Annotated in this window: 20 protein-coding genes and 1 riboswitch; of the genes, 19 read left to right on the top strand and 1 reads right to left on the bottom strand. The window is 74.1% G+C overall.

Features of this window, described 5'->3' with window-relative positions; genetic code table 11:
• The first annotated feature begins 32 nt into the window (after positions 1–32).
• The 14 genes from arc to ABD080_RS11370 all read left to right on the top strand — a co-directional run bounded on the left by arc (position 33) and on the right by ABD080_RS11370 (position 14,746).
• The gene (gene arc, locus ABD080_RS11435; protein ID WP_343905037.1) at positions 33–1,631 is read left to right on the top strand and encodes a proteasome ATPase; all 1,599 of its coding nucleotides are present in this window, start codon (positions 33–35) and stop codon (positions 1,629–1,631) included.
• Positions 1,628–3,298, top strand: a complete 1,671-nt coding sequence (gene dop, locus ABD080_RS11430) for a depupylase/deamidase Dop (protein WP_343905035.1) — start codon at positions 1,628–1,630, stop codon at positions 3,296–3,298. Before arc ends, dop begins: the two co-directional genes overlap by 4 nt.
• A gap of 41 nt (positions 3,299–3,339) precedes the next feature.
• Positions 3,340–3,528: a ubiquitin-like protein Pup gene (locus tag ABD080_RS11425; RefSeq protein ID WP_343905033.1), complete on the top strand. Its 189-nt coding sequence runs from the start codon at positions 3,340–3,342 to the stop codon at positions 3,526–3,528.
• Positions 3,529–3,532: 4 nt separating this feature from the next.
• The gene (pafA, locus tag ABD080_RS11420; protein ID WP_343905030.1) at positions 3,533–4,936 is read left to right on the top strand and encodes a Pup--protein ligase; all 1,404 of its coding nucleotides are present in this window, start codon (positions 3,533–3,535) and stop codon (positions 4,934–4,936) included.
• Positions 4,937–5,042: 106 nt separating this feature from the next.
• Positions 5,043–5,990, top strand: a complete 948-nt coding sequence (locus ABD080_RS11415) for an FKBP-type peptidyl-prolyl cis-trans isomerase (RefSeq protein ID WP_343905028.1) — start codon at positions 5,043–5,045, stop codon at positions 5,988–5,990.
• A 23-nt stretch (positions 5,991–6,013) separates the two neighbouring features.
• Positions 6,014–6,394: an FKBP-type peptidyl-prolyl cis-trans isomerase gene (locus ABD080_RS11410; protein ID WP_343905026.1), complete on the top strand. Its 381-nt coding sequence runs from the start codon at positions 6,014–6,016 to the stop codon at positions 6,392–6,394.
• Positions 6,364–8,607: a primosomal protein N' family DNA-binding protein gene (locus ABD080_RS11405; RefSeq protein ID WP_343905024.1), complete on the top strand. Its 2,244-nt coding sequence runs from the start codon at positions 6,364–6,366 to the stop codon at positions 8,605–8,607. The genes ABD080_RS11410 and ABD080_RS11405 overlap by 31 nt, the downstream gene beginning before the upstream one ends.
• Positions 8,608–8,636: 29 nt before the next feature.
• Positions 8,637–9,587 carry a methionyl-tRNA formyltransferase gene (fmt, locus tag ABD080_RS11400; RefSeq protein ID WP_343905022.1) on the top strand — a complete coding sequence of 317 codons (951 nt, stop codon included), beginning with the start codon at positions 8,637–8,639 and terminating at the stop codon, positions 9,585–9,587.
• Positions 9,584–11,233 carry an RsmB/NOP family class I SAM-dependent RNA methyltransferase gene (locus tag ABD080_RS11395; RefSeq protein WP_343905020.1) on the top strand — a complete coding sequence of 550 codons (1,650 nt, stop codon included), beginning with the start codon at positions 9,584–9,586 and terminating at the stop codon, positions 11,231–11,233. Before fmt ends, ABD080_RS11395 begins: the two co-directional genes overlap by 4 nt.
• Positions 11,230–11,907, top strand: a complete 678-nt coding sequence (gene rpe, locus ABD080_RS11390; RefSeq protein WP_137770777.1) for a ribulose-phosphate 3-epimerase — start codon at positions 11,230–11,232, stop codon at positions 11,905–11,907. Before ABD080_RS11395 ends, rpe begins: the two co-directional genes overlap by 4 nt.
• 110 nt (positions 11,908–12,017) lie before the next feature.
• Positions 12,018–12,135, top strand: a riboswitch (FMN riboswitch).
• A gap of 95 nt (positions 12,136–12,230) precedes the next feature.
• On the top strand, positions 12,231–12,962 hold the full coding sequence (gene pnuC / locus ABD080_RS11385; RefSeq protein ID WP_343905017.1) for a nicotinamide riboside transporter PnuC: 732 nt from the start codon (positions 12,231–12,233) through the stop codon (positions 12,960–12,962).
• 100 nt (positions 12,963–13,062) lie between these two features.
• Complete coding sequence (locus ABD080_RS11380; RefSeq protein WP_137770779.1) at positions 13,063–13,326, top strand: phosphoribosyl-ATP diphosphatase; 264 nt, start codon at positions 13,063–13,065, stop codon at positions 13,324–13,326.
• A 94-nt stretch (positions 13,327–13,420) separates the two neighbouring features.
• Positions 13,421–14,278 carry an ATP phosphoribosyltransferase gene (gene hisG / locus ABD080_RS11375; RefSeq protein ID WP_343905015.1) on the top strand — a complete coding sequence of 286 codons (858 nt, stop codon included), beginning with the start codon at positions 13,421–13,423 and terminating at the stop codon, positions 14,276–14,278.
• 18 nt (positions 14,279–14,296) lie between these two features.
• On the top strand, positions 14,297–14,746 hold the full coding sequence (locus ABD080_RS11370; protein WP_343905013.1) for a PH domain-containing protein: 450 nt from the start codon (positions 14,297–14,299) through the stop codon (positions 14,744–14,746).
• A 36-nt stretch (positions 14,747–14,782) separates the two neighbouring features.
• Here the strand turns inward: ABD080_RS11370 and ABD080_RS11365 are convergent, their stop codons facing one another.
• The gene (locus ABD080_RS11365) at positions 14,783–15,913 is read right to left on the bottom strand and encodes a DUF3866 family protein (RefSeq protein WP_343905011.1); all 1,131 of its coding nucleotides are present in this window, start codon (positions 15,911–15,913) and stop codon (positions 14,783–14,785) included.
• 57 nt (positions 15,914–15,970) lie between these two features.
• Between ABD080_RS11365 and ABD080_RS11360 the strand changes: the two genes are divergently transcribed.
• From ABD080_RS11360 to ABD080_RS11340, 5 genes are all read left to right on the top strand, one after another.
• Positions 15,971–18,034, top strand: a complete 2,064-nt coding sequence (locus ABD080_RS11360) for a WYL domain-containing transcriptional regulator (RefSeq protein ID WP_343905009.1) — start codon at positions 15,971–15,973, stop codon at positions 18,032–18,034.
• A 135-nt stretch (positions 18,035–18,169) separates the two neighbouring features.
• Positions 18,170–18,481, top strand: a complete 312-nt coding sequence (tatA, locus tag ABD080_RS11355) for a Sec-independent protein translocase subunit TatA (RefSeq protein ID WP_264450900.1) — start codon at positions 18,170–18,172, stop codon at positions 18,479–18,481.
• A 77-nt stretch (positions 18,482–18,558) separates the two neighbouring features.
• Complete coding sequence (gene tatC, locus ABD080_RS11350; protein WP_343905006.1) at positions 18,559–19,431, top strand: twin-arginine translocase subunit TatC; 873 nt, start codon at positions 18,559–18,561, stop codon at positions 19,429–19,431.
• Positions 19,428–20,411, top strand: a complete 984-nt coding sequence (locus ABD080_RS11345; RefSeq protein ID WP_343905004.1) for a diacylglycerol/lipid kinase family protein — start codon at positions 19,428–19,430, stop codon at positions 20,409–20,411. Before tatC ends, ABD080_RS11345 begins: the two co-directional genes overlap by 4 nt.
• Positions 20,408–23,380, top strand: a complete 2,973-nt coding sequence (locus ABD080_RS11340; RefSeq protein ID WP_343905002.1) for a DEAD/DEAH box helicase — start codon at positions 20,408–20,410, stop codon at positions 23,378–23,380. Before ABD080_RS11345 ends, ABD080_RS11340 begins: the two co-directional genes overlap by 4 nt.
• The last annotated feature ends 25 nt before the right edge of the window (positions 23,381–23,405 follow it).

The raw sequence follows: 23,405 nt of genomic DNA, 5'->3' as shown, positions 1-23,405 counted from the left end.
CCGGAACCCCTCACCCCCTCGGAAGGAGCGCCATGAAGACCTACGCGGAGATGAGCTCCGAGCTCGAGCAGCTCGCGACCCGCAACGACCGGCTCACCGCGGCGCTGCGCGCGGCCCGCGGGCAGATCCTCGAGCTCAAGGCGGATCTCGAGCGGATCGGCGACCCGCCGAACTCCTATGCGACCTTCCTGCGGCGCACCGACGGCACCACCGTCGACGTTCTGCACAACGGCCGGCGGCTGCGGGTCGCGACCTCCTCCGAGGTGGACCTCGAGGCGCTGCGTCCCGGCATGGAGCTGCGGCTGAACGAGTCCCTCGCCGCCGTCGAGACGATCACCCCCGGTGACGCAGGGAACGTCGTCGCCGTCGTCGAGCCGCTCGCCGACTCGCGGGTGCTCGTCGCCGTCGCCCCGGACGACACGCGCGTGCTGCGCCGCTCCGGCGAGCTCGAGGACGAGCTGCTGCATCCCGGGGACAGCGTGCTCGTCGACCTCAAGGCGCAGCTCGTGCTCGAGCGCATCGACCGGGCGGAGATCACCGATCTCGTCCTCGAGCAGGTGCCGGACGTCGCCTTCGAGTCGATCGGCGGGCTCTCCGGCCAGATCGAGACGATCCGCGACGCGGTGGAGCTGCCCTTCCTGCAGCAGGACCTGTACCGCACCTACGGCCTGCGACCGCCCAAGGGCGTGCTCCTCTACGGCCCTCCCGGCTGCGGCAAGACGATGATCGCGAAGGCGGTCGCGCACGAGCTCGTGCTGCGCTCCGCGGAGGTGCGCGGCGTGAGCGTCGCCGAGGCGCTCGAGAACTCCGCCTTCCTCAACGTCAAGGGACCGGAGCTGCTGAACAAGTACGTGGGGGAGACCGAGCGCTCCATCCGGCTCGTCTTCGAGCGGGCCCGCGAGAAGGCGAGCGCCCATCACCCGGTCGTCATCTTCTTCGACGAGATGGAGGCCCTGTTCCGCACGCGCGGCACGGGGCTCTCGAGCGACGTCGAGACCACGATCGTGCCGCAGCTGCTCGCGGAGATCGACGGGGTCGAGGGCCTGGACAACGTGATCGTCATCGGCGCCTCCAACCGCGAGGACATGATCGACCCGGCGATCCTGCGCCCGGGTCGGCTCGACGTGAAGATCCGCGTGCAGCGCCCCGATGCCGCCGCGGGGCGCGAGATCCTGGGCCTCTACCTCGACGAGGACGTCCCGCTGCGCGGGGACCGCGAGGCGCTGCTCGACGCGGCCGTCGCCCGCATCTACGACGACTCCCCGGCCTCCGCCTTCGTGCGGATCGACTACTCCGACGGCGGCGAGGCCGTCCTGCACTTCCGCGACGTGGTCTCCGGGGCGACGCTGCGCAACATCGTGGACCGCGCGAAGAAGAACGCGGTGAAGGACCAGCTCACCACCGGGATCGCCGGGGTGAGCGAGGAGCACCTGCTGGACGCCGTGGCGGACGAGTTCTCCGAGAACGAGGACATGCCCTCCGCCGCCCACCCCGAGGAGTGGGCGAGGATCTCCGGGCACCGCGGGGCGCGGGTCGAGGCGATCGTGCCGCTCCGGCGTCCCGATGCGGGAACCGGTCAGGACGATGCGCGGAATGCCGACGGGACGACCGGGCAGGAGGAGCGGCGATGAGCGGCGGAGGCCTCACCACCGAGCGCCCCATGGGCATCGAGACCGAGTTCGGCGTGCTCCACGTCGACCTCGAGGAGCGCACGCGCGCCGGGGCCGGCAGCGCGATCCTGCTCAGCCACCTCACGGTCGCGGCCTATGCGCTGCTCGCCCCCGCGGAGGGGGAGCGCGGGCGCCGGGTCCGTTGGGACTACGGGGACGAGTCCCCGCTGCGGGACGCGCGCGGCTTCGAGCTGCAGCGCGCCGCGGCCCACCCCACCCAGCTGACCGACGAGGTGAAGGACGCGCACCTGCCGAGCGTCGAGCTCGACGGACCCGTCCGGGGATCCGACGTCGCCCCGGAGGGGACCGACGACGAGGTCCTCGCCTGGGCGGTGCACCGCTCGATCGGCAATTCCGTGCTGCGCAGCGGCGCCCGCTGGTACGTGGACCACGCCCATCCCGAGTACTCGGCGCCCGAGGTGCTGCGCGCCCGGGAGGCCGTGGTCGCGGACCGCGCGGGCGAGCTCGTCGCCCGCGAGGCGATGGCGATCGTCGGGCAGGCCGACGGCATCCCCGACGTCGCGCTGTACAAGAACAACACCGACGGCAAGGGCGCCTCCTACGGCACCCACGAGAACTACCTGCTGGACCGCTCCGTCCCCTTCGAGGACGTCGTCGCGGTGCTGCTGCCCTTCCTCACCACGCGGCAGGTGCTCGTGGGCGCCGGCCGGGTGGGGCGCGGGACCCGCGGCTCCGAGCCCGGCTTCCAGATCTCCTCGCGGGCGGACTTCATGGAGGCGGAGGTGGGCCTCGAGACCACCCTGAACCGTCCCATCGTCAACACGCGCGACGAGCCCCACGCCGATGCGAGCCGCTTCCGCCGGCTCCACGTGATCATCGGGGACGCGAACCTCCTCGAGGAGTCGACCTTCCTCAAGCTCGGCACGACCTCCCTCGTGCTCGCGGCGCTCGAGGCGCAGCACCGCACCGGTGCGGCGATCCTCCCGGAGCTGCGCCTCGCCGACCCGGTCGCGGCGGTCCGCGCGATCAGCCACGACCCGAGCCTGCGCACCACGGTGGAGCTCGCCGACGGCCGCTCCCTCACCGCCCTGCAGATCCAGCGGGAGATCCTCGACGCGGTCGCCGCCGTCGCCGATCGCGGTGACGCGGAGACCGATCAGGTGATCACGAGCTGGGGCGAGCTGCTCGACCTGCTCGCCCAGGACCCGATGCTCGCCGCGGATCGCGTCGAGTGGATCGCGAAGCTGCGCCTGCTCGAGCAGTACCGGCGGCGCCACGGGGATCTCGACTGGGCGGACCCCCGCCTGCTCGCGATCGACCTCCAGTTCTCCGACCTCCGCCCCGGGCGGGGCCTGTTCGAGAAGCTGCGGGCGGCCGGGCAGGTCCGCACGCTCGTCAGCGAGGAGGAGGTCGCCGCCGCGGTGACGACCCCGCCCGCGAGCACCCGCGCGCACCTGCGCGGGCAGCTCATCACCCATCACCCGGGCGCCGTGCCCTCCGCCGGCTGGGACGTCATCACCCTCGCCGGCGAGGAGGAGGGCCACCGCCTGCGCCTCGCCGATCCCCGGCTGGGATCGGCGGCCTGGTGCGAGGAGCACGGCGTGGACCCCGCCGAGGACCTCGACTCCCTGCTCACCGCCCTGCACCGCGCCGTCGGCGACCGCTGACCCACCACCTCCACCCACCCCCACGACGGAAGAAGGCCACCATGTCCCAGCAGAGCATCAACGCCCCGCGTCCCGGCGACGACGAGGAGAACGCGTCCGAGGCCGTCACCGGCGGCCAGACCTTCGCCTCGGCGCAGGGCGCCGACGACCTCCTCGACGAGATCGACGCCGTGCTCGAGGAGAACGCCGAGACCTTCGTGCGCTCCTTCGTCCAGAAGGGCGGCGAGTGAGCCGATGAGGCGCCGCGTGGGAGGGCTGGAGACCGAGTTCGGGCTCGTGTGCGTCCGGGCGGACGGCACGCGCGCCCTCGAGCCGGAGGCCGCCGCCCGGGAGCTGTTCCGACCGGTCGTGGCCCAGGGGCGCTCCTCGAACGTCTTCCTGCGCAACGCCGCCCGCCTGTACCTGGACGTGGGCTCGCACCCCGAGTACGCGACCGCCGAGTGCGACGACTGGTGGGACCTCGTGGCGCAGGACGCCGCGGGGGAGCGGATCCTCGCCGAGCTCGTCGGCTCCGCGAACGCGCGCCTGGCCGAGGACGGCCAGGACGCCCGCATCCACCTGCTCAAGAACAACGTCGACTCCCAGGGCAACGCGTTCGGCTCCCACGAGAACTACCTCGTGGACCGCCGCGGGGAGTTCACGCGGCTGCCGCGCTACCTGCTGCCCTTCCTCGTGACCCGCCAGATCGTCACCGGCGCGGGCGGCGTCGTCGTGGACCGTCCGCTCGGGGAGCCCACCGCCCCCGGCACCCCGCGCTTCGTGTTCTCGCGCCGCAGCGACCACATGTGGGAGACGGTCTCCTCCGCGACCACGCGCACCCGCCCGATCATCAACACCCGGGACGAGCCGCACGGCGACCCCACGCGGTTCCGGCGCCTCCACGTGATCGTCGGGGACTCCACGCGCAGCGAGGTCTCGACGCATCTGCGCTTCGCGACCACGGATCTCGTGCTGCGGCTCATCGAGTCAGGGCGCTCGCTCCCCGAGCTCGCGCTCGCGGACGACATCGCCGCGATCCGGGTCGTCGCCCGTGACCTCACGGGGACGGAGCCGCTCGAGCTCGCCGCCGGGGGCACCACGACCGCGCTCGAGGTGCAGCAGCGCTGGCTCGACCTCGCGGCGACCGTCGCCGAGCCCGCCGAGCAGGGGGTGCTCGAGACCTGGCAGAAGGCGCTCGACGCGGTGCGCACGGGGGACCGCTCCTGGGCCGCGCAGCACCTCGACTGGGCCATCAAGGAGCGTCTGGTCTCCCAGGTCGTCGAGCGGCGCGGCGTCGCGCTCGACGACTCGGTGATCGAGCGCCTCGACCTCGGCTACCACGACATCGACCCGAGCGGCTCGGTCTTCGCCTCGCTGTGCCGGCGCGGGCTCGCCCCGGCGGTGCTCGACGAGGAGCGGATCGCCGCGGCGGTCACGACGGCGCCCGCGAGCACCCGCGCCCACCTGCGCGGGCAGGTCGTGACGGCCGCGCTCGAGCACGGGGTGGACCATGTCGTGGACTGGACCACGCTGCGGCTGACCCGCTCGGGCTCCGCGCCGGTGCAGATCCTGGACCCGTTCCAGACCCGCAGCGACGAGGTGGACGCGCTCCTGGCGCGGATCCGCGGCGGCGGTGCCCCGACCCCCGGCGCCGTCTGAGCCGCATCGGCCGCCGCTTCCCAGCTTCCGCGTGAACCCTCCCGGCGCGCCCCCGTACCCTGGTCCTCGTGTCCCACCCCGGGGCCCATGATCCGAAAGGTCCTCCGTGATCCGTCGCCGCACCCTGCTGTCCACCGCCCTGGCCGCGACGGCCGCCATCGGCCTCGCCGCCTGCTCGAAGGACGACAGCGGCTCGAGCGCCTCCGACGGCGGGTCCGACGGCGGCGGCGCCGCCGCGCTCTCCGGCGTGGACGTGAGCGACGACCTCGGCTCCGAGCCGACGGTCTCCTTCACCGCGCCGCTGAGCATCGATGCCGCGGACGCCCGGGTGATCGCGGCCGGCGACGGTGCGACCCTCGCCGAGGGCGACACCGTGATCATGCGCAGCATGTACGTCGACGCGAGCACGGGTGAGACCCTCCAGTCGTGGTGGCAGGGCGCTCCCGCGGGCGGCCTGCAGGTCACCTCCGACGGCCTCGGGGCGGAGGCCTTCGCCTTCTTCCAGACGGTCGCGGTGGGCTCCCGCTTCGCGATGGCCGGCTGGCAGCAGGACAGCAGCGGCAACGCCGTCTCGCTCGTCCAGGTGGGCGACGTGGACCGCGTCGTCTCCCCGCTGCGCGCCGAGGGCGCCGAGCAGAAGCCCTCGGGCTCCTACCCGAAGGTCACGCTCGGCAAGGACGGCGCCCCGGCGATCGACGGTCCCGGCTCGGGCGACGCCCCCGCGAAGACCGTCCGCGAGGCGCTCATCGAGGGCACCGGCGACACCACCCGCAAGGGCGACTACCTGACGATGCACTACACCGGCTGGGCCTGGGAGACGGGCGAGCAGTTCGACTCCTCGTGGGAGCGCGGCGCCCCGTTCAGCTTCGTGCAGGGCCAGGGCCAGGTCATCACGGGCTGGGACGACAACCTGCTGGACCTCAAGGTCGGCAGCCAGGTCATGCTCGTGATCCCCGGTGACGAGGCCTATCCTGCCGATTCGGGGTCCGAGCTCGCGGGCCAGACCCTGATCTTCGTGGTCGACGTCCTTGACGCCGCCCACACCAACGCCTGACCACCCCCAACATCGGAGGAACGATGAACCGCAGCAAGCCCGAGATCGACGCCCCCGAGGGCCCCGCGCCCACCGAGCTCGTGATCGTCGACGAGACGGTCGGCGACGGCGAGGAGGCCGGCCGCGGCGACGTCGTCGACGTGCACTACGTCGGCGTCTCGCACTCGACCGGTGAGCAGTTCGACGCCTCCTGGGACCGCGGCGAGCCGCTGCGCTTCCAGCTCGGCGTGGGCCAGGTCATCACCGGCTGGGACCAGGGCGTGCAGGGCATGAAGGTCGGCGGCCGCCGCCGCCTCGACATCCCCGCGCACCTGGCCTACGGCGACCACGGCGCGCCGCCGGTCATCGCCCCGGGCGAGACCCTCGTCTTCGTGTGCGACCTGGTGGCGGTGCACAAGCGCTGAGCCCCTCCGCCCACGCGTCGGGCGGGGAGCAGCAGGGCCTGTTCGAGGCCCCTGCCCCCGCCGCGCCCGCCCCGACCGACCCGGCCCGCGACTCCGCGGGCCGGGTCGGTGGTCTGCGCACCACCGCCGGCTTCGCCCTCGCGCCGGAGCGGCCGGTCGCCTCCGTGCGGCTGATCGGGGTGCTGCCGCACCTGGACCGCCCCTTCGAGTACGCGGTCACCGCCGAGACCTCCGCCGCCGAGGCGGGCATGCGGGTCCGGGTCCGCTTCTCCGGCAAGGACACCGAGGGCATCGTCCTCGAGCGGCGGGACGCGCCGACGACGGACCGCGCGCTCGCCCCGCTCGTCCGTCTCGTCTCCGAGGACGTCGTCGTGCCGTCCGCCCTGATGCGCGTGTGCGAGGACGTCGCCGATCGCTGCGCGGGCACCGTCGGCGACGTGCTCCGGCTCGCGCTGCCGCCGCGCCACGCCCGCGCCGAGAAGCGCGATCGGGAGATGGCGGCCGCGGAGCGGGACGCCGCCGCGGCCCGCGCGTCGGCCGCGGAAGCGGAAGCGGCTGCCTCCGCCGATGCCGAGATCGACACCGACACCGACACCGACACCGACACCGACACCGACACCGAGGATGCTCCCGCAGCGGATGCCGCGCCGACGCCGCCCCGCCCCGGCGACCGCTACCCGGGGCTCGCGGCCCTCCTGACCCGCGCGGGCGGTGCCGAGGGGCCCGTGCCCCGCGCGAGCCTCACCCTCGACGCGGGCGACCCCTGGACTGCCGTGACCGCCGGAGCCCTCGAGGACCTCGGCCCCGACCGCGGCGCCCTCGTCATCGCCCCGGACCAGCGCGACGTGGCACGGCTGTCCCGCGTGCTCACGGAGCGCGGCGTCGACCACGAGGTGCTCGCCGGCACCGAGGGTCCGGAGAAGCGCTACCGCACCTTCCGGCGGGTGCTGCGCGGCGCGACCCGCGTGGTGCTCGGCAACCGCTCCGCGGCCTTCGCCCCCGTCCGCGATCTCGCTCTCGTCATCTGCTACGACGCCTCCGACGACCTCCTCACCGAGCCGCGTGCCCCGTACCCGCACGTGCGCACGGTGCTGCAGGCGCGCTCCACCGAGGAGCGCTGCGCACTGCTCTTCCTCGCCTCGAGCGAGTCCGTGCCGCTGCGCGCCCTCGAGACCGCCGGCTACCTCCGCCGGCTCGAGCCGCTGCCCGCGCCGGTGACGGCCGTGCGGCCCCGGATCACCGCGATGGACCAGTACCTGCGTGACCGCGAGGGCGCCTCCGGCCGCTCCCGCATGCCGCGCGAGGCGCTGCGGGTCATCCGCGAGGGCCTCACCCGCGGGCCCGTGCTCGTGCAGGTGCCGCGATCGGGATACGTCCCGGCGATCGCCTGCACATTCTGCGGCACCCGCTGCCACTGCCCCGAGTGCTCCGCCCCGCTCTCGCTCACGGGCCGCTCCGGCCCGCTGCACTGCCGGGTCTGCGGTCGCCGGGAGGACGGCTACCGCTGCCCCGAGTGCCATCGCACCGAGGTGCGGGCGATGGTCGTCGGCTCCACGCGCACCGCGGAGGAGCTCTCCCGCGCCTTCCCGTCCGCACGCCTCCAGGTCGCCGGCGGCGCCCACGGACCGCTCGAGGACGCCGACGTCGACCCCGCCGGGATCGTCGTCGCGACCCCCGGGGCGGAGCCCGCTCCCGTGGGCGGCTTCGCCGCGGGCCTCCTGCTGGACGCCGACGCGATGCTCGCCCGCGCCGCCTACGACGCGGACGTCGAGGCGGTGCGCCGCTGGCGCAACGCGATCGCCCTCGTGCGCACCGCCGAGCACGGCGGGGAGGTGCTCGTCGTCGGCACCTCGACGCTCCCCGCGATCCGCGACCTCGTCGCCCACCGCTCCTCGGTGTTCCTGGACCGGGTGCTCGCCGACCGCGCCGAGCTGGACCTGCCTCCCGCGAGCCGGCTCGCGGAGATCGTCGGGGACCGGGACGCCTGCCGCCGCTTCCTGGAGAACGTCGAGCTCCCGGACGGAACGGACCGCTTCGGCCCCGTGGACCTCGACGGTCCGGGCCAGGCGGGCACGGCGCGCGCGGTGGTCAGGATCACCCCCTCGCGCTCCCGGGAGCTGACGACCGCGCTGCGCTCGGGCGTCGCGGGCCGCTCCGCCCGCAAGGAGCGGGGCTCGCTGCGGGTGCGGCTCGACCCGCCCGACGTCTTCTGACCCTGCCGTCCCCGTAGAATCGAGCCATCATGCGTCTGCTCTTCGCCGGCACCCCCGAGGCCGCCCTCCCGTCCCTGCGCGCCCTGCTCGACTCCCCCCACGAGGTGGTCGGGGTCCTCACACGCGCCGACGCCCCCCGCGGCCGCGGTCGCCGCCTCCACCCGAGCCCCGTCAAGGAGCTCGCCCTCGAGGCGGGCGTGCCCGTGCTCACGCCGCGCACCCTCCGCGACGCCGCTGTGCAGGAGGAGATCCGCGCGCTCGCGCCGGACGCCGCCCCGGTCGTCGCCTACGGCAACCTCGTCCCCGCCGCCGCGCTCTCGATCCCCGCCCACGGCTGGGTCAACCTGCACTTCTCCCTGCTGCCCGCGTGGCGCGGCGCCGCCCCCGCGCAGCGGGCCGTGCTCACGGGCCAGCGGGAGACCGGCATGAGCGTCTTCCGTCTCGAGGAGGGCCTGGACACCGGCGACGTCATCGCCTCGGCGCCCACGGCCATCGGCCCGCACGAGACGGCCGGCGAGCTGCTCGAGCGCATGTCCCACGACGGTGCGGGCCTCCTGCTGCAGGCCCTCGACGCGCTCGAGGCCGGCACGGCCTCCTTCACCGTCCAGGACCACGACGCCGCGACCCACGCCGCGAAGCTCACCACCGCGGAGGCCCGCATCGACTGGACGCGCCCCGCCGAGGAGGTCGACGCGCACGTGCGCGGCATGAGCCCGGACCCGGGCGCCTGGACCCTGCTGCGGGGGGAGCGGTTCAAGGCCCTCGGCACCGAGGAGCCCGCACCGGGGCCCTCCGTCACCGCCGCTCCCGGCGAGCTCGTCGCGACCCGTCGGCAGCTGCTCGTGGGCACCGGCACCGTGCCGATCGCCCTGTCGGTCGTCGCCCCCGCCGGGAAGCGGGCCATGCGCGCCGCGGACTGGGCGCGGGGAGCCGGCCTCGAGCCCGGCACCAGCTTCGAGAACGAGGAGGACCGCGCATGAGCCGCGAGGACGGACAGCGCCGCTCCGGCGTCCCGGGCGGGGACCGCCACGGCGGTCAGGGCCGCGGGGGTCAGGGCCGCAGCGGGAACGGCCGGGACGGACAGGGCCGTGGCGGCCAGGGCCGCGGCCGGGACCAGCACGGCCACGAGCGCTCCGGCTCCCGGGGCAGCGGCGGCCCGCGCCGCGGGTGGTCGCAGCAGCGGCCCTCCGAGCGCCGTGGTCGCACCACCGGCTCCCGGCTCGTGGCCTTCGAGGGGCTGCGCACGGTGCGCGAGGACGACGCGTACGCGAACCTCGTGCTCCCGCAGCTGCTGCGCCGACACCGCCTCCCCGGCCGGGACGCCGCCTTCACGACCGAGCTGTTCTACGGCTCCCTGCGCGCGCAGGGCCGTCTCGACGCCGTGCTCGCCGCCTGCATCGACCGCGACCTCGAGGACGTCGACCCGGATCTCCTGGACGTCATGCGGCTCGGCGCCTATCAGCTGCTGGACATGGCGGTCGCCCCGCACGCCGCGACCTCGGAGACCGTGGCGCTGGCCCGGCAGGAGGTCGGCGCGGGGGCCGCGAGCTTCGCGAACGCCGTGCTGCGACGGGTGGGGGAGCGGACGCTCGAGGAGTGGCTCGAGGAGGTGGCCCCGGATCGCGCGAGCGACGAGACCGGACATCTCGCGGTGCGGCACTCGCATCCCCGCTGGGTGGTCCGTGCGCTCTCCGACGCCCTCGCCGGCCACGGCCGCGACCGGTCCGAGATCGATGCCCTGCTCGCCGCCCAGAACGCCGCCCCCGCCGTCTCCCTCGTCATGCGACCGGGTCTCACCGACCTCGATGAGCTGATCGACGAGGGCGCCTCCCGCGGGCACCTCTCCGTGATCGGCGCGGCCTGGCCCTCGGGGGACCCGGGCGGCATGGACGTCGTCAAGCAGGGACGCGCCGCCGTCCAGGACGAGGGCAGCCAGCTCATGGCGCTCGCCCTCGCCCTCGGCGCCGACGACCTCGTCACCGCGGACGACGCCCACTGGCTGGACCTCTGCTCAGGGCCTGGCGGCAAGACCGCGCTGCTGGGCGGCCTCACCGTGGACCACGACGCGGACCTGCTCGCCCTCGAGCTGCAGCCCCACCGCACCGAGCTCGTCGACCGCGCCGTCGCGACGCTCCGCGAGGCGGGGTGCGAGATCGAGACGCGCACCGGCGACGGCACCGCGATCGGCGCTCAGATGCCCGGCCGCTTCTCCCGCGTCCTCGCGGACGTCCCCTGCTCGGGCCTCGGTGCGTTGCGCCGGCGCCCGGAGTCGCGGTGGCGCCGCAGCCCGGGCGACATCGGCCACCTCGGCGCGCTCCAGCGGGACCTGCTGGGCTCCGCCCTCGACGCGACCGCCCCCGGCGGCGTCGTCGCCTACGTGACCTGCTCGCCGCACCTCGCGGAGACCCGGCTCGTCGTGGCGGACGTCCTGCGTCGCCGCGACGACGTCGAGCAGCTCGACGCCCGCCCCGCCGTGCGCGCCGGCATCCTGCCCGAGGAGCAGGAGGCCGCCGAGCTCGGCGAGGGACCCTCCGTGCAGCTGTGGCCCCATGTGCACGGGACCGACGCCATGTTCATCGCCCTGCTGCGCAGGACCCCCTCCGAGGAAGGACCGAAGGCCTCATGAACTCCGCCTACGCGACCGACGGCCGCTACATCCACCCCAGCATCCTCAACGCCGACTTCATGAGCATCGGCGCGGAGCTCGACAAGATCTCCACCGCGGACAGCGTCCACGTCGACGTCATGGACAACCACTTCGTCCCGAACCTCACCTTCGGCGCGAGCATGGTCGAGCAGATCGTCGAGCGCAGCCCGATCCCCGTGGACGCGCATCTGATGATCGCCGACGCGGACCGCGAGGCGCCGGTCTACGCCGAGGCGGGGGCGTCCTCGGTCACCTTCCACCTCGAGGCGGCGGCGGCGCCGGTGCGCCTCGCCCGTGAGCTGCGTCGCAAGAACGCGGCCGTCGGGGTGGCGCTGCGTCCGGCGACGCCGGTCGAGCCGCTGCTCGACGTCATCGGCGAGTTCGACATGCTGCTGCTCATGACGGTCGAGCCGGGCTTCGGCGGGCAGAGCTTCCTGGAGAGCATGCTCCCGAAGATCCGCCGCGCGCGCCGCGCGATCAGCGAGGCGAACCTGCAGGTCTCCATCCAGGTGGACGGCGGCGTCTCGCGCGAGACGATCGAGCGCTGCGCCGAGGCGGGGGCGAACGTCTTCGTCGCCGGCTCCGCGATCTACAAGGCGCGCGACGCCGCGGAGGAGATCGCCGTGCTGCGGGAGCTCGCCGCCGGTCACTGATCCCCGCGTGATCCCCCTGAGGAGTGCCTCGTCCGACGCCCGTCCGCCCTCGGCGGACGGGCGTCGTCGTCCCCGTCGGGCTGGTCTAGAGTTCCCCTGTCACGCAACGTGACGTGCTCCGGGGTCGGTGGAAGTCCGAGCCGGCGGTGACAGTCCGCGACCCGCTCCGGCGGTGGAGCCGGTGGAATTCCGGCACCGACAGTACAGCCTGGAAGAGAGGCGCACGTCCGCACGCGGTCGGGCGCCTCCGTGCGTCCGTCCTCCCGTGCCGGCACAGCTTTGTCCCCCGGAGTCACTGCATCCGACGGGAGAAAGGCACCGACATGGATCTTCTGCAGTGGCTCTTCACCGCCCGCCTCGACCTCGGGAACGGACAGTTCCTGCTCTGGCGCGAGGTGCTCGGCAACGTCTTCGGACTCCTCAGCGCCCTCGGCGGCATGCGCCGCAAGGTCTGGGCCTGGCCGATCGGCATCCTCGGCAACCTGCTCCTGCTCACCGTGTTCATGGGCACCCTGTTCGGCGATCCACAGGCCGTGGACCTGCTGGGCCAGGCGGGCCGCCAGATCATGTTCATCGTCACGAGCGTCTACGGCTGGGTCCGCTGGAAGCAGGCGAAGGACTCCGGCGGCACCGCCGTCGAGCCCGTCTGGGCCTCCTGGGGCACCCGCGCCCTGCTGCTCGTCGCCCTCGTCGGCGGCACGGCCGCCCTCACCCCGCTGTTCCGCGCGCTCGGCTCCTACGAGCCGGTCTGGGCGGATGCCTGGATCTTCATGGGCTCCCTGCTCGCGACCTTCGGCATGGCCAAGGGCTGGGTCGAGTTCTGGCTGATCTGGGTGGCCGTCGACGTGGTCGGCGTGCCGCTGCTGATCAGCGCCGGCTACTGGGCGAGCGCCTTCATGTACGTCTTCTACGGCGCGTTCACGCTGATCGGGTTCTTCGTCTGGTGGCGGGTGCGCCGCCGGCAGGACGCCGAGGGCGGGGGAGTGACGGTCGAGACCGCGCACCTGGACCCCACCGTGGGCCGCGGCGGCCACGGCCGGCGCCGCAGCAGCTGACGCACACCACCGCTCGTCCCGGCACCGCGCCGCGCCCTCACCGCCGCCCGGAGGGCGGGCGCGGGCGCGGGCGGGTCCCCGGGATCGGTATCCTGGACCCGTGAAGGATTTCGAGGCGCTGTACGCCGAGCTCATCGAGAAGGCCCGGACCCGACCGGAGGGCTCCGGCACCGTCCGCGAGCTGGACGGCGGCGTCCATCAGATCGGCAAGAAGATCGTGGAGGAGGCGGCAGAGGTCTGGATGGCCTGCGAGCACGAGACCGACGACGACGCCGCCCTGGAGATCAGCCAGCTGCTCTACCACGTCCAGGTCATGATGGTCGCGAAGGGCCTCACCCTCGAGGACGTCTACCGCAAGCTCTGAGCGACCGGCCCGCAGATCCGGCGGGCCCGCCCGGACCGTCCCCCTCCGTCCCCCGACCCAGCACGCCGCCGCTCCCGGCGGCGGAGGAGCTTCCATGCTGCGCATCGCCGTGCCCAACAAGGGCGCCCTGTCCGAGCCCGCCGCCGACCTCCTGCAGGAGGCGGGGTACCGCCGTCGCGGCACCGCCAAGGAGCTCGTGGTCGTCGACCACGAGAACGACGTCGAGTTCTTCTACCTGCGCCCCCGCGACATCGCCGTGTACGTGGGCTCGGGGACCGTGGACGTGGGCATCACCGGCCAGGACATGCTCCTGGACTCCCGCACCCCCGCGCGCGAGATCCTCGACCTGGGCTTCGCCCGCTCGACCTTCCGCTTCGCCGCGCCGAGCGGCACCCGCTCCCAGCTCGCCGAGCTCGAGGGTCTGCGGATCGCCACGAGCTACGAGAACCTCGTCGAGGACCACCTCGCGGAGCACGGCGTGTACGCCGAGGTCGTCCACCTCGACGGGGCCGTCGAGTCCTCGATCCGGCTCGGCGTGGCCGATGTGATCGCGGACGTCGTCGAGACCGGCACGACGCTGCGCCAGGCGGGCCTGGAGCCCTTCGGCGACCCGATCATGACGAGCCAGGCGGTGCTCTTCTCCCGCCCGGAGCTCGAGCTCGAGGACGCCGCCGCGCGCTCCCTCGAGGTGCTCGAGCGGCGGATCCGCGGCGTGCTCGTCGCGCACCGCTACGTCATGCTCGACTACGACATCCCCACCGCGCAGCTCGAGCGGGCCGTCGCGGTCTCGCCGGGCTTCCAGTCGCCCACGGTCTCGCCGCTGCACGGCGGCGAGTGGTCCGCCGTCCGTGTCATGGTGGACAAGAGCGGCGCCCATCGCATGATGGACGAGCTGTACGACGTCGGCGCGCGGGCGATCCTCGCGACGGCGATCCAGTCCTGCCGCATCTGAGGAGGCCGGGCGGTCACGATGACCGATGAGGAGCTGCCGACGATCGTCCTGCGACCCCGCCTGGTCCGGGTCGCGGGCTACGCGACGGGGGTGCTCACCCTCGCCGGCGTCGTCTTCTGGGCGCTCGTCATCCCCGGCTTCACCCCGGGCGGCCGCGCCGTGCTGATGGGCGCCGGGGTGGTCGCGCTCGCCATCTGCCACCTCGAGGCGCGGGTGCGGCTGATCGCCCGCCCGGACACGCTCGTCGTCGTGAACCACCTGCGCACCCGCACCGTCGAGTGGGCGGAGGTCGTGGGCGTGAGCTTCCCGATGGGCGATCCGTGGGCCCACCTCGACCTCGCGGACGGCACCACCCTCGACACCATGGCCCTGCAGCGCGCGGACGGCCGTCGCGCCGTCGCCGCCGCGCACCGGCTCGCGGCGCTCGTGCGCGAGCGCGGGGAGGCACGTCCCGGCACCCTGGGCTGATCCGGCGCGCCACCGCCCGTCGCAGGGCGACGGCGCTCAGCTGCGGGTGATCCGCTGCGCCGCGGCGCGCCCCGCGAGGGCGCCGTGGAGGAACGCGGCGGGATCCTCGGCGAGCGAGCGCCCCATCGTGGACAGCCGCACCGGGATCCGCTCGAGCGCCGCCCGCAGACCGTCACCGGGCACCTCGAGGCGCCGGTGCTCGACCCCGCGCCGACGGGCCGGTGCGACGATCATCGAATCCACCTGTTCCGCGACTGACGCATGGAAAGCGCTGTACTGGGGATCGGTGGGCGCGAGCAGAGGCAGCAGCGCCGGGGCGAGCGCCGCACGGCCGAGCGTCGTCGACGCATGGTGGGACAGTCCATGATGGCGCTCCCGCGCGTCGCCCTCGGAGACCCGCAGCGCGGCGAGCACGGTCCCGCCCAGCACATGGGCGGCATGCAGGGACTCCACGAGCTGGAGGCCGGAGAAACCCCACGGCGTCCCCGAGCCGAGAGTGCCCGGGCCCTGGACCGCGATCACGACGTCGGCGTCCAGCACGTGGCGCGCGCCCAGCAGCGCCGAGTGCACGGTCACGGCCTCGTGCTCGCCGCCGAACGCCTGGCCGCAGCTGATGACCCCCTGCACGAGGTCCCGCTCCCGGAGCTCGGCGGCGGTGCGCGAGAACGCCGCGGGCAGGGCCGCGGCGTCGGTGTGCACGTGCACGATCCGGGCGTCCGGGTCCGTCTCCCGGATGCCGGCGACGACGGCGGGCAGCGCGGAGTGGAGGTCTGTGACGACCACGGGCATGCCGCCGAGGTCCTCGGCGTCCTGGAGCAGCGCATGATGCGGGCTCGCGGGGTCGTCGATCGCGTCGAGCACCGTCTGCATCGGGGTGTAGCGCGCCTTGACCATGTGGCCGGCGGGGTCCGGCTGGGCAGCGGACTCGCCCGTCGCGGCGACGGAGTCCGGTCGGGCGACGACGAAGGCCTGCCCTCCGGTTCCCAGGCCGCGCCGCAGCGCGTTGGTGTTCAGGAGGACCACCTCGCCGGGGGAGGGGGCGCCCGTGAGCTCCGGGTAGGCGAGCGCCGGCACCCGCTCGCCGCCCTCGAGTTCCACCTCGCAGCGCACGACCCCCGACCAGGCGGGAAGGATCGTGACGACGGTTCCTCGTTCCCAGCGCAGCATGCGCGCCATCCTACGGAGATCCGCAGGGCGGGCGCCCGCGACCACTATCCTGGGCGGGTGGCTGCACGAGGTGTGGAAAGACTGCTCAACGTCATCATGACGATCGGCTCGCGCCGTCGGATCGACCGCGCGAAGCTGTTCGCCGTCATCCCCGAGTACAAGGAGGCGGTGAGCGACCAGGCGGCGGAGCGCATGTTCGAGCGCGACAAGGCAGCGATCCTCGAGCTCGGTCTCCCGCTCGTCACCGAGTCGGACGTCCTGGACGACAACACCGTCTACTACCGCATCGCCTCGCCGCGCGAGGACGCCGTGCTGGATCTGAGCACCGCGGAGTACACCGTGCTGCTCGCCGCGAGCCGGGCCTGGGACCAGGCCGCCGCCGGCGGCGCCGCCCGGCGGGTGAGGGCGAAGCTGCTGAGCCTCGGCCACGACGCCGATCCTGATCTGCTGCGCCGCACGCCCCGCGGCGCGGTCGAGTCCCTCCCCGTGCTGAGCCCGCTGCTCGAGGCCGTCACCGCCGGCACCCGCGTGCGCTTCTCCTATCGCGCCGCGACCGGATCCGTCGCCGAGCGCACCGTCGAGCCCTGGGTGGTGGGCGTGCACGACGGCCACTGGTACGTCTACGGATGGGACACCGGTCGCGAGGACGTCCGGATGTTCCGCGCCTCCCGCATCGAGTCCTTCCCCCGCGCCGCCGGCGAGGCCGCCCGGCCCCGGCCGGAGCAGGTGGACCTCGAGGAGGTCCTCTCCCGCATGCACACGGGGGACGACCGCGACCGCGCCGTGCTGCGCGCCGAGCCCTTCAAGGCGCTCGCCCTGCGCGATCGCGCGGGCGCCGATCTCGCCGCCCCCGAGCTGACCCTGCCCGAGCTGCCCCGCGCCGCCGCGCGCCGGCTGCTGCTCGGCGAGATCCGCTGGACCGAGGTCACCGCGCCGCAGGAGTGGCGCCAGGAGATCCGCGAGGTGCTCGCGCAGATCGCGGAGGCTCACGAGGGACCGGCCGATCTCGCCCCCCTCGAGGCCGCCGCCGAGCGCACGGCCTCCCGGATCCGCGTCTCGAGCTCGAGCAACGACGACGTCTCCCGGCTCATCGCCGTGGCCTCCTACGTCATGCAGCGCGGCGAGGTCGAGCTCGTCGAGCTCGCCGAGGCGCTCGGGGTCACCGAGAAGCAGGTGACCGCCGATCTCCAGGTGCTCTTCCTGTGCGGCGACCTCGGCACGGGCTGGGAGGACCTCATCGAGGCGGAGTGGGAGCACGGGGTGGTGCGCGTGCGCAACGCGGAGCCGCTGCGTCGCGCCCTGCGCCTGAGCGCGGTCGAGGTCACGGCGCTGCTCGCCGGCCTCGCGGCGCTCGAGGCCACGGCGGGGGAGGCGGCCGAGGCGATCGCCTCCGCACGCGCCACGCTGCTCGCCGCGGCGGGACTGGACCGTCCCGCCGTCGCGGCGCCTGCGGGGGGCGGGGCCCTCGCGAAGGAGGCGGACGCCCCGGGGGCCGAGGGCGCGGGCGCCGAGCCGCCGTCGCACGCCGAGCTCCAGGAGCGCCCCGAGGAGCGGACCGCCCATCGCGCCGACGCCGTGCTGGCCGAGGTGCAGTCCGCGCTGCGGGCGACCGACGACGACCCCGGCTCCCTGCTGATGATCCGCTACTCCGCCTCCGACCGTCCCGGCACGAGCGTGCGCCGGATCCGCCCGCTGCGGCTCGAGACGGACGGCGCCCGCTCCTACCTGCTCGCCCACTGCGAGCTCGCAGGCGCCGAGCGGCGCTTCCGCCTGGACAGGATCGTCGAGCTCCCCGAACCGGGGGCGGAGCAGCATCCGGCGCTGCCCGGCGAGGACGCCTCCGATCTGCGGGGCGTGGTCGGGAGCGACCCCGAGAGCGCGCTCGAGGGGACCTGGCTGCGGCTCGAGCCGCCGGCCCGCTGGATCGCGGAGTCCTTCGAGGCCACCGCGCTGCGTGACGGCGAGGGCGCCGTGGTCTACGCACGGCTCGACGACCCGCTGCGGGCCCCGCTCGTGGACGCGGTCCTCGAGACCGCGGGCGCGGCGACGGTGCTCTCGCCTCCTTCGCTGAGAGACACGATCGTGACCGTGGCGCGCACCGCCATGGCACACCATTCCTAGGTCCAGGGACTACCCTGGGACCGCCCGCCGAGCGGTGGGCGGAGCCCCCTCCGGAGCCTCCCGGGCTGCACCCGGTCCGATGTGGGACCATGGCCCGAGCCGTGACGACCACGGCGATGTTGAAAGGTAACCCCCATGAGCTTCTTCAAGAGCCCGGTCGCGATCGTGGTGCTTCTGATCCTGGTCGTCCTGCTCTTCGGCGCCGGCAAGCTGCCGAGCCTCGCGCGCAACGTCGGCAAGTCGATGCGCATCTTCAAGAGCGAGGTCGAGGAGATGCGCGGCGACGACAGGTCCTCCGACGAGGACGACGAGGACGACCGCCCCGTGCGACGCAGCACGGAGCGCACCTCCGAGCGCAGCCGCGAGTACGACCCCCGCGACACCGCCGACGAGACGACCCCCGTCCGCGCCCCGCGCGACGAGGACGACTCGTACCGCCGCGACTGATCACCTCGTCGCCCGACGAGGTCAGGGGTCCGGGCCGGTGACGGCCCGGACCGCGACTGCCGGGAGGAAGCACGTCCGTGGCCAGTGACACCCAGGCCCAGGGGACCCCCAAGAAGGGTCGCCACCCCAAGGATCCCGAGGGACGCATGTCCCTCGGCGAGCACCTCATCGAGCTGCGCAACCGGCTCGTGATCTCCGCGATCACGATCGTGCTGCTCTCGATCATCGGCTGGCTCAGCTATCCCTGGGTCTTCGACGCCCTGCAGCGTCCCTTCACCGAGGCCGCCGCCCAGGGGCTGAAGGCGGATCTCAACTTCCAGGGCGTGGGCACGGGCCTGAACGTGCGGCTCCAGATGTCCGCCTACGTGGGCATCATCCTCGCGAGCCCGATGATCATGCTGCAGATCTGGCTGTTCGTCATGCCCGGCCTGCACAGGAACGAGCGCAAGTACGCGATCGGCTTCTTCGGCAGCGCGATCCCGCTGTTCTTCCTGGGCTGCGTCGCCGGCTACTGGGCCGTGAACCAGCTGGTCCCCGTGATGCTGAGCTTCACTCCGGACAGCGACACCGTCGTCCAGTACATCACCTACAACGAGTACCTCGCCCTGCTCGTGAAGACCATGCTCGCCTTCGGCATCGCCTTCGTCATGCCGGTCGTGCTCGTGCTGCTGAACTTCCTCGGGATCCTCCGCGGGAAGACGATGCTGCGGGCCTGGCGCTGGGTGATCTTCCTCTGCTTCGCCTTCACCGCGGTCATGGTCCCCACCCCGGAGCCCATCACCCTCATCGGCATGTCCCTCGCGATCTCCTCGCTCTTCTTCGCCGCCGTCGGGATCGCGCTCATCCACGACCGCCGCCACCCCCGGGTCGAGGACGAGGAGCTCGACGACGAGGTCGCGAGCAGCATCGACGGACCCTCGGACCTCGACGACGACGGTGAGGGCCGGTGAGCCGTCTCCGGGTCGGCCTGCTCGCCAATCCCGCCGCCGCCTTCGGCGCCTCCCACCGCGTCGGTCGCCAGGTGGGCCAGCTGCTGCGCCTCGCCGGCGTGTCCGTGGTGGACCTCTCCGGTCCCACGATGCACGTCGCCCGGGCCCGCGCGCTCGAGGTCCGCGACTCGCTCACCGCGCTCGTCGTCGTGGGCGGTGACGGCACCGTCGCCCTCGGGGCGGAGATCGTCGCCGGGACCCCCGTGCGCCTCGGCATCGTCCCCGCCGGCAGCGGCAACGACGTCGCCCGCGCGCTGGACCTCCCGGTGGACGATCCGGAGGCCTCCACCCGTTCCCTCCTCCACGCCCTCTCGCGCCCTGCGGTGAGCGTCGACGCGCTCGAGGTGGTCTCCGCCGGGGACCAGGTGCCCCACCACCGCTCCGTCGCCCTGGGCACGGTGAACATCGGCTTCGACGCCCAGGTGAACGCGCGGGCGAACAGCTACCGTCGGGGCCGCTCGACCCGCTACACCGCCGCCGTCCTGCGCGAGCTGCTCACCCTGCGCGACCGCCCCTTCTGGATGGAGGTGGACGGCGGTCCCCGCGAGGAGATCGAGACGTCCCTGCTCTCGATCTGCTCGACCGGCTGGTACGGCGGCGGCATGCACCTCGTGCCGAACGCCCGGATGGACGACGGCGCGGCGGACCTCGTCACGCTCACCGGCGTCGGCCGGGCGAAGCTGCTGCGCTTCTTCCCGCGGGTGTTCCGCGGCACCCACACGGGCGTGCCCGGCTTCGCCGTGCGTCCCGTCCACGAGGTCACCGTCGGTCTGCGCACGGGGGAGGGCCAGCGCGCCTACGCGGACGGCGAGGCCGCCGCGCAGCTCCCGCTCACCGTCCGCGTGCTGCCCGGCGCCGTCCGACTGCTCGTGGATCCCGACGCCCTGCGCCCCGCCGAGGCCGCCGCACCGGAGGGGCACGACCGCAAGGAGCAGCCATGACCTCCCCGTCCGAGCAGTACGCGGCCTGGGCCGCGCAGCGACGCCTCGACGCCTCCGAGCTCGGGAGGTTCACCGGCCGCTTCCCCTTCGCGCTGGACCCCTTCCAGCTCGAGGGCTGCCAGGAGCTCGAGTCCGGCCGCTCCGTGCTCGTCGCCGCGCCCACGGGCGCCGGCAAGACGGTCGTGGGGGAGTTCGCGGTGCACCTCGCGCTCGCCCAGGGCCGCAAGGTGTTCTACACGGCGCCCATCAAGGCGCTCTCGAACCAGAAGCACGGCGAGCTGTCCGAGTGGCTGGGTGCGGAGCGCGTGGGACTGCTGACGGGGGACACCTCCGTGCGGCCGGACGCCGAGGTGGTCGTCATGACCACCGAGGTGCTGCGCAACATGCTCTACGCGGACTCCCCGCTGCTCGAGGGCCTCGGCTTCGTGGTCATGGACGAGGTGCACTACCTCGCCGACCGGCTCCGCGGGCCGGTCTGGGAGGAGGTCATCATCCACCTCGACCGCGCCGTGCAGCTCGTGGCGCTCTCCGCGACGGTCTCCAACGCGGAGGAGTTCGGCGCCTGGCTGCAGGAGGTCCGGGGCGACACCGGGATCGTGGTCTCCGAGACGCGGCCCGTGCCGCTGTGGCAGCACGTCGTCGTGGGCGACGAGCTCCTGGACCTCTTCGTCGACGACGCCGGGGAACCGGTCGTCTCCCATGGCCCGGGGGCGCGCAGCGACCGCCTCGTGAACCCGCAGATCCAGCAGATCGCCTCGGTCTCCCTCCCGGCCGACGGCGGCGGCCGCGGTTACTCGGGCCGTCGCGGCACGAGCGGTCGCCATCGCCCTCGCGGCAGCGGCCAGCGGCACGGCGGCGGCCGGGGTCGCGGTGCCGGTCGGGGCGGACGCGGCGATCATCGGGGGAGCGACCATCGTGGCGGTGACCACCGCGGCGGGGATCCCCGGGGTGGCGAGCACCGCGGCGGTGATCGCGACCGGTACAGCAGGGACGGCCGGGACCATCGCGACCATCGCGGTGGGCTGCCGCGCCCCGCGCGCCGCACCGAGGTCATCTCGATGCTCGACGACGCCGCCCTGCTCCCCGCGATCGTCTTCATCTTCTCCCGCGCGGGATGCGAGGCCGCGGTGCGGCAGTGCGCCCAGGGACGGCTCCGCCTCACGAGCGAGGACGAGCGGCTCCGGATCCGTCGCGTGCTCGACGAGCGCCTCTCCACGATCGGGATCGAGGACGAGGAAGTGCTGGGCATCCATGCCTTCCGCCGTGCGGCCCTCGACGGCTACGCCGCCCACCACGCCGGGATCCTGCCGCTCCTGAAGACCGTCGTCGAGGAGCTCTTCGCCGCCGGCCTCGTGAAGGTCGTCTTCGCGACGGAGACCCTCGCGCTGGGCATCAACATGCCCGCCCGCTCCGTGGTGCTCGAGAAGCTCGTGAAGTTCAACGGCGTCGAGCACGCCGATCTCACCCCGGGGGAGTACACCCAGCTGACGGGGCGAGCGGGCCGCCGCGGCATCGACACCGAGGGCCACGCCGTCGTGCTCGCCGGGCCCCGCTTCGACGCCTCCGGGGTCGCCGCCCTCGCCTCCCGGCGCACCTACCCGCTGCGCTCGGCCTTCCGCCCCACCGCGAACATGGCCGTGAACCTGCTCGAGCGCTTCGACCTCTCCCGCGCCCGGGAGACCCTCGAGACGAGCTTCGCGCAGTTCCAGGCGGACCGCTCCGTCGTGGGCCTCGCCCGGCGCGCCCGCGAGCTCGAGGACACCGCCGCCTCCTACCGCGAGGCGCTCGACTGCGACCGCGGCGACCTGCTGGGCTACGCCGCGCTGCGGGACCGCATCGCGGACCGCGAGAAGGTGCTCTCCCGCCACCGCGCCGAGCGCGACCGCGACCGGACCGCGGGCATCCTGAAGGGGCTGCGGCGCGGCGAGATCCTCGCACTGCCCGGCGGGAAGCGACGCGGCTACGCGGTCGTGCTCGACGTGGACACCGCCGTGCTCGGCGGGCCCCAGGTGCAGCTGCTGGACACCGAGGGCCGTCGCCGCACGATCCGCCCGTCGGACCTCCCCTCCTCGCCGGCCGTCATCGACGCGATGAAGCTGCCCCGGGCGGAGACCCTCTCCGCGGCGAAGGTGCGGCGGGACACCGCCGCCGCGCTGCGCCAGCACCTCGCCGGCCACGACGACGCCCGGGCGGACGTACGCCGGCGGGCCGGCCGCGTACCCTCGACCGCCGCGACGGACGAGACGCTGATCGCGCTGAAGGCGGAGCTCGCCGAGCACCCGTGCGCGCAGTGCCCGGATCTCGAGGCGCACCTGCGCTGGGTGCACCGACACGAGAGCACCCGCAAGGAGCTCGCCTCCGTGCACCGCCGCATCGAGGGCCGTACGAGCTCCCTCGCCCGCGAGCTCGACCGCCTCACGGCGCTGCTCGAGGAGCTCGGCTACCTCGAGGGTGCGGACGGGCAGCTCGTCCCCACCGAGCGCGGGCTGCGCCTGCGCCGGATCTTCTCCGACCGCGACCTCATGATCGCCGAGTGCATCGAGCACGGCGCCTGGGCCGGGCTGGACGCCGCGGGTCTCGCGGCCGTGGTCTCCGCGGCGGTGCACGAGTCGCGACGGGACGACGGCGGCGCCCCGGAGATCATCGTCGACGCCGCCGTGGACGCCGCCCTCGAGGCCACGGCGCGCACGGCGCAGCAGCTGCAGGCCGCGCAGACCCGTCACGGCATCGACGCGACGCCGCCCCCGGACCCGGCCGTCGCCGCGACCGTGCACCGCTGGGCGCGCGGCGTGCACCTCGCAGGCGCGCTCGAGGGCACCGGCATGCCGGCCGGCGACTTCGTGCGGCACTGCCGCCAGGTGATCGACCTGCTCGACCAGCTCACCGTCGACGAGCAGCTCGGGGACGTGGCGCGCTCCGCGATCCTCGCCGTGCGCCGGGGCCTCGTCGCCCAGGAGATCGATCGATGAGCGTTCTCCCAGGCGGGCAGGAGAG

The sequence above is a fragment of the Brachybacterium rhamnosum genome, assembly GCF_039526185.1.
Classification (GTDB): Bacteria; Actinomycetota; Actinomycetes; order Actinomycetales; family Dermabacteraceae; genus Brachybacterium; species Brachybacterium rhamnosum.
This window is presented reverse-complemented; position numbering and strand designations above follow the sequence as displayed.

Coding starts and splice junctions, on each gene's coding strand:
- arc (WP_343905037.1), top strand. CDS start 33: ATGAAGACCTACGCGGAGATGAGCTCCGAGCTCGAGCAGCTCGCGACC.
- dop (WP_343905035.1), top strand. CDS start 1,628: ATGAGCGGCGGAGGCCTCACCACCGAGCGCCCCATGGGCATCGAGACC.
- ABD080_RS11425 (WP_343905033.1), top strand. CDS start 3,340: ATGTCCCAGCAGAGCATCAACGCCCCGCGTCCCGGCGACGACGAGGAG.
- pafA (WP_343905030.1), top strand. CDS start 3,533: ATGAGGCGCCGCGTGGGAGGGCTGGAGACCGAGTTCGGGCTCGTGTGC.
- ABD080_RS11410 (WP_343905026.1), top strand. CDS start 6,014: ATGAACCGCAGCAAGCCCGAGATCGACGCCCCCGAGGGCCCCGCGCCC.
- fmt (WP_343905022.1), top strand. CDS start 8,637: ATGCGTCTGCTCTTCGCCGGCACCCCCGAGGCCGCCCTCCCGTCCCTG.
- ABD080_RS11395 (WP_343905020.1), top strand. CDS start 9,584: ATGAGCCGCGAGGACGGACAGCGCCGCTCCGGCGTCCCGGGCGGGGAC.
- rpe (WP_137770777.1), top strand. CDS start 11,230: ATGAACTCCGCCTACGCGACCGACGGCCGCTACATCCACCCCAGCATC.
- pnuC (WP_343905017.1), top strand. CDS start 12,231: ATGGATCTTCTGCAGTGGCTCTTCACCGCCCGCCTCGACCTCGGGAAC.
- hisG (WP_343905015.1), top strand. CDS start 13,421: ATGCTGCGCATCGCCGTGCCCAACAAGGGCGCCCTGTCCGAGCCCGCC.
- ABD080_RS11370 (WP_343905013.1), top strand. CDS start 14,297: ATGACCGATGAGGAGCTGCCGACGATCGTCCTGCGACCCCGCCTGGTC.
- ABD080_RS11365 (WP_343905011.1), bottom strand. CDS start 15,913: ATGCTGCGCTGGGAACGAGGAACCGTCGTCACGATCCTTCCCGCCTGG.
- tatA (WP_264450900.1), top strand. CDS start 18,170: ATGAGCTTCTTCAAGAGCCCGGTCGCGATCGTGGTGCTTCTGATCCTG.
- ABD080_RS11340 (WP_343905002.1), top strand. CDS start 20,408: ATGACCTCCCCGTCCGAGCAGTACGCGGCCTGGGCCGCGCAGCGACGC.